The sequence below is a fragment of the Pseudarthrobacter enclensis genome (assembly GCF_001457025.1).
Taxonomy (GTDB): domain Bacteria; phylum Actinomycetota; class Actinomycetes; order Actinomycetales; family Micrococcaceae; genus Arthrobacter; species Arthrobacter enclensis.
Window position 1 is genome coordinate 414,241 of sequence record NZ_KQ758602.1, and the last position, 8,117, is coordinate 422,357.

9 protein-coding genes are annotated in these 8,117 nt (G+C 68.4%); 8 read left to right on the forward strand and 1 reads right to left on the reverse strand.

Annotation, left to right across the window (positions count from 1 at the left end):
• The first annotated feature begins 7 nt into the window (after positions 1-7).
• The 5 genes from AS031_RS12440 to AS031_RS12460 all read left to right on the forward strand — a co-directional run bounded on the left by AS031_RS12440 (position 8) and on the right by AS031_RS12460 (position 5,662).
• Positions 8-1,111 (forward strand): agmatine deiminase family protein, encoded by a 1,104-nt coding sequence (locus tag AS031_RS12440; protein ID WP_058268454.1) that lies wholly within the window; start codon positions 8-10, stop codon positions 1,109-1,111.
• Complete coding sequence (locus AS031_RS12445) at positions 1,108-2,841, forward strand: amidase (protein WP_058268455.1); 1,734 nt, start codon at positions 1,108-1,110, stop codon at positions 2,839-2,841. The genes AS031_RS12440 and AS031_RS12445 overlap by 4 nt, the downstream gene beginning before the upstream one ends.
• Positions 2,842-3,043: 202 nt before the next feature.
• Complete coding sequence (locus tag AS031_RS12450) at positions 3,044-3,934, forward strand: pentapeptide repeat-containing protein (RefSeq protein ID WP_058268456.1); 891 nt, start codon at positions 3,044-3,046, stop codon at positions 3,932-3,934.
• A gap of 94 nt (positions 3,935-4,028) precedes the next feature.
• Entirely contained in the window at positions 4,029-5,285 is a 1,257-nt protein-coding gene (locus tag AS031_RS12455) for an FAD-binding protein (protein WP_058268457.1), read from the forward strand.
• A gap of 41 nt (positions 5,286-5,326) precedes the next feature.
• Entirely contained in the window at positions 5,327-5,662 is a 336-nt protein-coding gene (locus AS031_RS12460) for a hypothetical protein (protein WP_058268458.1), read from the forward strand.
• Positions 5,663-5,673: 11 nt separating this feature from the next.
• Here AS031_RS12460 and AS031_RS12465 read toward each other — a convergent pair whose 3' ends face one another.
• Positions 5,674-6,252, reverse strand: coding sequence for a MarR family winged helix-turn-helix transcriptional regulator (locus tag AS031_RS12465; RefSeq protein ID WP_058268459.1), 579 nt, complete (start codon positions 6,250-6,252; stop codon positions 5,674-5,676).
• Positions 6,253-6,546: 294 nt separating this feature from the next.
• Between AS031_RS12465 and AS031_RS12470 the strand changes: the two genes are divergently transcribed.
• From AS031_RS12470 to AS031_RS12480, 3 genes are all read left to right on the forward strand, one after another.
• Complete coding sequence (locus AS031_RS12470) at positions 6,547-7,440, forward strand: hypothetical protein (protein ID WP_058268460.1); 894 nt, start codon at positions 6,547-6,549, stop codon at positions 7,438-7,440.
• Positions 7,437-7,865: a phage holin family protein gene (locus AS031_RS12475; protein WP_058268461.1), complete on the forward strand. Its 429-nt coding sequence runs from the start codon at positions 7,437-7,439 to the stop codon at positions 7,863-7,865. The genes AS031_RS12470 and AS031_RS12475 overlap by 4 nt, the downstream gene beginning before the upstream one ends.
• A partial coding sequence (locus tag AS031_RS12480) for a DUF3618 domain-containing protein (RefSeq protein WP_141688815.1) occupies positions 7,862-8,117 on the forward strand: 256 nt, incomplete at its 3' end. The genes AS031_RS12475 and AS031_RS12480, both read left to right, overlap by 4 nt.

An 8,117-nucleotide genomic window follows, 5' to 3' on the forward strand; every position in this document is an offset into this window, starting at 1 on the left:
TAAATGAATGACATTCATTTTTGCTGATCTTGACGGAGTCAATGCCGCCACCGCTCAAGCACCCTCCAGCGCCACCGGCCGGATGCCCGCCGAGTGGGACACCCACGAGGGGACCTGGATGGCCTTCCCCCCGGCCAACGGCACCTTTGGCAGCGTGGGAAGCGCCACGCTGGAGCGCGCCCGCGCCGCCTGGTTCCGGGTGGCGCAGACCATTGCCCGCTACGAACCCGTCACCGTCCTCGCCGATCCCCGGGACGCCACATCCGCCCGGGAATGGCTGGGCAGCGGCATCACCATCGTGGAAGTTCCCCTGGATGACGCCTGGCTCCGTGACAGCGGCCCCACCTTTGTGCACCGGCCCGACGGCTCGCTCGGCGCGGTGGACTGGATCTTCAACGGCTGGGGCGCCCAGGAGTGGGCCGCCTGGGAGAACGACCGGAACGTGGGACGGGCAGTGGCCTCGGCAACCTCGGCCCCCGTCCATGCCAGTGCCCTGGTCAATGAGGGCGGAGGCTTCCACGTGGACGGCGAAGGAACGGTACTGCTGACGGAAACGGTCCAGCTGGATCCCGGCCGCAACCCCGGGGCCACCAAGGAATCCGTGGAAGCCGAAATCCACGCCGCACTCGGCACCACCAAGGCCATCTGGCTGCCGCGCGGGCTGACCCGCGATTACGACGAATTCGGGACCCGCGGCCACGTGGACATTGTTGCGGCCTTCGCGGGCCCCGGCACCGTCCTGCTGCACCGCCAGGACAACCCGGACCACCCCGACCACGCTGTCTACCTGCAGCTGAAGACGGTCCTCCAGGGCCAGGTGGATGCGCAGGGAAGGCCGCTGCGCATCATCGATGTTCCGGCCCCCACGGTCCTCACCGATGGGGAAGGCTACGTGGACTGGTCCTACATCAACCACTACGTGGCCAACAACGTGGTGGTGCTGTGCAGCTTCGATGATCCCAACGACTCCATCGCAGCAGGGATACTGGAGCGCGCCTACCCCGGCCGGACCGTGGAACTGGTGGACGCCCGGGACATCTTCGCTTTCGGCGGCGGCATCCACTGCATCACCCAGCAGCAGCCGGCACCCCGCAACGGCGGCCCCCGGTGAAGCCCTTCAACGTGGTGGAAGCCGGCATCGGCCGGCTGCGTGCAGCCTTGGACTCGGGTGAGATCACCAGCGAGGAACTGGTCCGCCTGTACCTGGACCGGATTGAGAAGTATGACTCCTCGGGCATACACCTGAACGCACTCGTGGTGATGAACCAAGAAGCCATCGCGGAGGCGCAGGCGTCAGACCGCCGCCGCACGGCAGGCTACACCTTGGGCCCACTGGACGGCATACCCTACACGGCGAAGGACAGCTACCGTGCGCGGGGGCTGACGGTGGCCGCCGGCTGCCCCGCCTTCAAGGACCTGGTGGCCCAGGATGACGCCTTCACCATCGAGCGGCTGCGCGCGGGAGGTGCCGTCCTGATAGGCCTCACCAACATGCCGCCTATGGCCAACGGAGGTATGCAGCGCGGCGTATATGGCCGTGCGGAAAGCCCCTACAGCGCTGACTACCTGACGGCCGCCTTCGCATCCGGTTCCTCCAACGGATCAGGCACCGCCACCGCCGCCAGCTTTGCGGCGTTCGGGCTGGCGGAGGAAACCTGGTCCTCGGGCCGGGCCCCGGCGTCCAACAATGCGCTCTGCGCCTACACCCCCTCGCGGGGCGTCATCTCCGTCCGCGGCAACTGGCCCCTGGTCCCCACCATGGACGTGGTGGTGCCGCACGCCCGCACCATGGCGGACCTGTTGGAGGTCCTGGACGTGGTGGTGGCGGATGACGAGGAAACCCGCGGCGATTTCTGGCGCGTCCAGCCCTGGATCAAGGTACCCAAGGCATCCGCTGTCCGCCCGGCGTCGTACGTTTCCCTGGCTGTTGACGGCGCGGCGGCCGCGGCGGGCGTGCTCGCGGGCAAGCGGCTGGGCGTCCCGCGCATGTACATCAACGCCGACCCCGAGGCCGGGACCGCAGCCAACCCCGGAATCGGTGGACCCACCGGCCGCCGCATCCACACCCGCGGCTCCATCATCGACCTCTGGAACGCCGCCCGCCGGGACCTGGAAGCCGCCGGCGCGGAAGTGGTGGAGGTGGATTTCCCGGCAGTCACCAACTACGAAGGCGACCGGCCCGGAGCGCCCACCATTGCCACCCGGGGCCTGGTTCCGGCGGAATACCTGCGGAGCGAGATCGTGGACCTGTCCGCCTGGGCCTGGAACGACTTCCTCGAGGCCAACGGTGACCCGCACCTGAACAGGCTCGCCGATGTCAAAGGCGCGGACATCTTCCCGGCGCCGAACGGGTCCCTGCCGGACAGGTATGACGGCTTTGACGACGACATCAGCGACTACCCGGACTGGATCCGCGAACACGGCGTACCCTCCCTGCCCGACATCCCGCACCTGCGGGCCGGGCTGGAAGGGCTCGAGGAGACCCGCCGCGTGGACCTTGAAGACTGGATGGACCGCCTGGGTTTGGACGCCGTGGTGTTTCCCGCAGCCGCGGATGTGGGGCCGGCGGATGCCGACACGAACAGGGACGCGGCCGACGCCGCCTGGCGCAACGGCGTCTGGGTGTCCAACGGCAACCTGGTCCCGCGGCACCTCGGCATTCCCACCGTCACGGTCCCCATGGGCGTGGCCGCGGACATCGGCATGCCGGTGGGGCTGACCATCGCCGGCAAGGCCTACAGCGACACCCACCTGCTGCACCTCGCGGCAGCCTTCGAGGCCACCGGCTGCCGCCGCGTTCCGCCGCCACGCACCACGTCCCCGGAGGACGTGCGGAGCTGAACGACTCCACCCCGGGACGGCGGGCCAGGAAGCGGATATTCTGGTGGCAGTGATTTTCATGACCTGCCTGTGATCCACAGCTTCCGCAGTTCCAGCCCGTCGCTCCGCGCCGGAGCGGTGATTCCGCGTGCCGCGAAGGGGAACCCGCCCAAGGGTTCCCCTCCGCCCCGCACCCATATCGGAAACATCCCCGGGAGACCCCATGAGCACGCCACCAGGCAACCCCACCTCCATCCCCGGCCAGGACGCACTGCGGCCTGACTGTTCCAACTGCTTCGCACTGTGCTGCACAGCGTTCGGCTTCAGCCGCTCCGCGGATTTCGCCATCGACAAGCCACCCGCATCAGCCTGCCCCAACCTGGCTGCCGACTTTTCGTGCACCATCCACGGCAGCCTCCGCACCAGGGGCTTCCGCGGCTGCAGCGTCTTCGACTGCTTCGGAGCCGGCCAGGCCGTCAGCCAGGGCCTCTTCGGCGGGGTCAGCTGGCGCGAGGAGCCGGGTTCGCAGCCAGCCATGTTCGCCGCGTTCAGGGCGGTCAAGCAGCTGCATGAAATGCTCTGGCACCTGGCGCAGGCACAGGACCTGACCTACAGCCCGGAGCTCGCTGGGGAAGTGCAGGACCTTCGGGCCCGGCTGGCGGCTGCGGCCGCGTCGGGCACCCGGAGCGTCCTCGGCCTGGACCTGGACGGCCTCCACGAGAGCACCGCGCGCCTGCTGTGGACCGTGAGCGAGGAAGTCCGGGCCGGCTACGGGGCGGACGACGGCGGCCGGGGAGCTTTCGCCGGGAGGGGAGCCTCCGCGGGGAACAGCCCGCCGTTGCATGCCGGTGCCGACCTCGCCGGTGCCAGGCTCCGCGGAAGGCAGCTGTGCGGGGCCAACCTGCGCAGCGCTGTACTGATCGCGGCGGACCTGCGGGGCGCCGACCTGACAGCCACCGATTTGCTGGGCGCGGACCTGCGGGATGCAAGGCTCGACGACGCCGACCTGGCCGGTGCCCTCTTCCTCACCCAGGCGCAGGTCACCTCAGCCCTGGGCAGCGCGGGCACGCGGCTTCCACCCGCGCTGTCCCGGCCCTCCCACTGGACGGAGTAAAGGTCACGACCACCCCGTGGAAGTGCCTTGACACCCCGGTTGTGAGCGCTGACAGTGGAGAGGCACCCGGACCCCACAGGAGAGAACCGACTCGATGAAGAACTGGGCAGGAAACCTCGACTACTCCTCCGCTGCGGTCCAGCGGCCGGGATCTGTGGCGGAACTGGCGGAACTGGTTGCCGGCTCAGCACGGGTCAAAGCCCTTGGTTCACGTCACTCCTTCAACCGCATAGGCGACACCGACGGCGTGCACGTCCTCCTGGACGGGCTGCCGCAGACCATCGACATCGACCGAGACCGCCACACCGTCCGGGTGGGTGGTGGCGTCAGCTACGGCGCCCTGTGCCGCACCCTGGAGGAGTCAGGGCTGGCCATCCACAACCTGGCGTCACTTCCGCACATCTCCGTGGCCGGCGCCATCCAGACAGGAACCCACGGCTCGGGCCTCCGGAACCAGTCCCTCGCCGGGGAGGTGCAGGCGGTGGAGCTGGTCCGCCCGTCCGGGGACGTGGTGGCCTTGTCCCGCGCGGACGGGGACGACTTCCTGGCCAGCGTCGTGGGCCTGGGGGCGCTGGGGGTGGTCACCGCCGTCGAACTGTCCGTCCGGCCCAGCTTCCGGATGCGGCAGCGGGTGCTGGAGGACCTCCCCTGGGACGCCGCGCTGGGCAACTTCCGGCGGCTGATGTCCAGCGCCTACAGCGTCAGCCTTTTCACCACCTACGCTGACCAGGACGTCAGCCAGGTGTGGCTGAAAGCGCTCGACGACGAGCCGCCCCTGGCGGATCTTTTCGGCGCGACTGCAGCCACCCGGCCCCGGCACCCGCTGCCGGACATGTCCGCCGTTAACTGCACCGCGCAGATGGATGAGGCCGGCCCGTGGCTGGACCGGCTGCCGCATTTCCGGCACGAGTTCACCCCGAGCAACGGCGAGGAACTGCAGAGCGAGTTCATCCTGCCCCTGGACCATGCACCCTCCGCCATCGATGCGGTCCGCGGACTGGCGGCCAGGCTGGCTCCGCTGCTGCTGGTCTCCGAGATCCGCACTGCCGCGGCCGACGAATTCTGGCTGAGCCCGTTCCACCGGCAGGACAGCGTTGCCCTGCACTTCACCTGGCGGCGTCGCCAGGCTGAGGTGGAGGCCCTCCTGCCTGAGCTTGAGGAGGCGCTGCGCCCGTTCGGGGCCCGCCCGCACTGGGGCAAGCTCTTCACGCCCGCGGGCTACGACTGGGAGCAGCTGTACCCGCGCTTTGCCGGCTTCCGCACCCTTGCCGCCGCGCATGATCCGGAGGGCAAGTTCAGGAACGCGTTGCTGGACAGCGTCCTCGGCGTTCCGGCGGCCAGCGGCCGCTGACAGTCGCCGCGGGGGACTACTTGGGCCGCTAGGCTGGGAGGATGAAACGCCGCCTCGCCGCCCTGGCCGCCGTCCCTGCCCTGTTCCTGACCGCCGGCTGCGGAGCCGTGGAAGAGGCCGCCACCAGCGCGGCGAATGACGCCGCATCCAAAGTCGCCACGGCGGCCGCAGACGAAGTAAACCGGCAGATTTGCGCCGTGGTCCAGGACGGACTGGTAAGCCTCGAGGACAAGCAGGTGCTGGCCGGCCTGGTGTCCGCAGCGCGCACCGCCGGAGTGCCTGAAGACATCACGACGCCGCTGGGTGAGATTGCCGAGGCCGGGGACCAGGTGCCGGCGGACTCCGTCAAGGCCCTCCAGGACGCCTGCGCAGCATAGCGCCGGAGGCTTTACTGGGACTGATCCAGGCCGCGCAGTCCACCGTTCCCAGGCTGCGGGTGTCCCGCCTGGTCATGCTTGGCGCGGTCATGATGGCGCCTTTCATGCCCTGTCTGCCCGTGTGTCCGGCGTTCCGGCGCCACAAAGGGCACCACGTCCGGTTTCCTGCCCGCCGGAGCGGCCTTGACGAATTTGGCGAGCTCCTCGCGGAGAACGCCCCAGCCGATGTCGGGATCATCGGGATAAGCATCGATCTCCGCCTGGCGCGCGGCCTCCAGCGCCGCCTCCCCTTCCGGGGTCAGTTCCACTTTTAACTGGCGCCGGTCCGCGGTTTGCCGGGTCCGGGTAATGAATCCGTCGCCCTCCAGCCGGGTCAGCACCCTCCCCAGCGTCTGGCTTTGCACGCGGATGGCATCCGCGAGGCGTTCCTGGTTGAGGGGGCCTTGGGACAGGCCCTCCAGTGCAATAACTGCAGCACGTGTTAAACCAAGGGGTGCCAGGGCATCGTCCTGCCGCCGCTGGACCATGCGGGCCGCCAAAGTGATCAGGCGGTAACTGCTCCGGGCATCCGGGTCAAGATTGCTGGTCATCGGGCCGCGCCCTTCCTGTAGGTGGCAAAGTTCGGGATCGCCCTGCGTCGCTACCGTCCCACAATAAGCATGCTTAGCATCATAATGGCAAGCAGCCTTATCATCCATTCGCCGCCAGCCCCCCTCCGCCAAAGGCGCACCGGTCGGAGCACCTCACCGCAACCGAAAACCATTCCAGCCACCCCTTGCGAACCAAAAGCAAAGTGTGCTTACTATCTAATTAGTAACCTTGCTTACTAAACGCCAGCATTGCTGGTTCTTGATCGACAGCTGAACTTGAGGAAAGAGAGCCCGATGACAGAGAACCAATGGCCCCAGACTCCCGGCACCCCCGCGGATCCCTACGGCGCGGCACCCGTCCAGGATGACTTCACCGCGACGTCCGGCACCGCATCTGCCGCCGGCACCACTGCCGGCGGCACGTCCAAGACCGAGACGGCCAAGCAGGAAGCGTCCAACGTGGCCGGCCAAACGGCAACCGCTGCGCAGGATATTGCACACACGGCCAAGGAAGAGGCCGCTAATGTAGCTGCCGAGGCGAAGTCCAGTGCACAGGACCTCCTGCACCAGGCCAAGTCCGGGTTGACCAGCCAGGCAGGCACCCAGCAGCAGAAAGCTGCCGAGGGAATCCGCAACATCTCCGGCCAGCTGCACAGCATGGCCAGCGCCCCGGACCAGCAGGGCGTGGCCAGCGACCTCATCCGGGAAGCCGCACAGCGCAGCGAGTCCGTGGCTTCCTGGCTGGAGAACCGTGAGCCGGGAGACCTCCTCGGCGAGGTCCAGCGGTTCGCCCGCAACAAGCCCGGCACCTTCCTGCTGCTCGCGGCCGGAGCAGGGCTGTTGGCGGGCCGCTTGACCCGCAGCCTCGCCGCCGGCGCCCCTGAATCGACGGGAACCGCAACCGGACGGTCCGGCCTCACCGGCCAGGCAACGGCCCCGGCCCACCGTGCGGGCCACGCCGCTCCTGCCGCCCCGATCCACCCGGAGACCGTCTACGCCGCCGGAACAGATGACCTGTTCAACGAGCCCACGGTTGCCGGCGGGGCACCGTCATCCACCAGCACACTGCCGGGCGGCACGGCGGAGGACACACCGCTGCGCTACGACGACGATCCCTTCCGCGACGAGGACGGCTCCTACCGGACCACGGAGGGCGATTACCGCTCCACGGAGGGACGCCAGCTGTGAGCAGCCAGATTCCTGAGTCGCCGGACCTGGCGCATCAGAAAGCGGACAACGCCTCGCTGGGCGAGCTCCTGGGTGATGTGACCCGGGACCTGTCCACCCTGATGCGGCAGGAAGTGGAACTGGCCAAAGCCGAACTCAAGCAATCGGCCACCCGCGCCGGCAAAGGCAGCGGCATGCTCGCCGGCGCCGGCGTCGCAGGCCACTTCGTCCTGATCTTCCTGTCCCTGGCCCTGATGTTCGCCCTCGGTGCCCTCATGCCCCTGGGCTGGGCCGCCGTGATCGTCGCCGCGATCTGGGGCATCATCGCCGCCATCCTGGCCAGTATCGGCCGGAAGGAACTCAAACAGATCAAGGGACTGCCCCAAACCGGCGAAACACTCTCCGAAATCCCCCCAACCCTCAAACCAGGTGAGGTAAACCGATGAGCGAGAACCCGGACGCAATCCGCGCAGACATTGAAGCAACCCGGGCACGCCTGGGCACCAACGTCGACGCCGTCGCGGACAAAGTCACCCCGTCCAACATCGTCCACCGCCAAACAGACAAGCTCAAAGACGCCGTGACCGGCGTGAAGGAGAAAGTCATGGGAGCAGCAGACCACACCACCACCCGCGTGCATAACGCCGCCGGCACCGGCACCGGACACGCCGGCAACGCCCTCCACCACACCGGCGACA

Coding starts and splice junctions, on each gene's coding strand:
- AS031_RS12440 (WP_058268454.1), top strand. CDS start 8: ATGACATTCATTTTTGCTGATCTTGACGGAGTCAATGCCGCCACCGCT.
- AS031_RS12450 (WP_058268456.1), top strand. CDS start 3,044: ATGAGCACGCCACCAGGCAACCCCACCTCCATCCCCGGCCAGGACGCA.
- AS031_RS12455 (WP_058268457.1), top strand. CDS start 4,029: ATGAAGAACTGGGCAGGAAACCTCGACTACTCCTCCGCTGCGGTCCAG.
- AS031_RS12460 (WP_058268458.1), top strand. CDS start 5,327: ATGAAACGCCGCCTCGCCGCCCTGGCCGCCGTCCCTGCCCTGTTCCTG.
- AS031_RS12465 (WP_058268459.1), bottom strand. CDS start 6,252: ATGACCAGCAATCTTGACCCGGATGCCCGGAGCAGTTACCGCCTGATC.
- AS031_RS12470 (WP_058268460.1), top strand. CDS start 6,547: ATGACAGAGAACCAATGGCCCCAGACTCCCGGCACCCCCGCGGATCCC.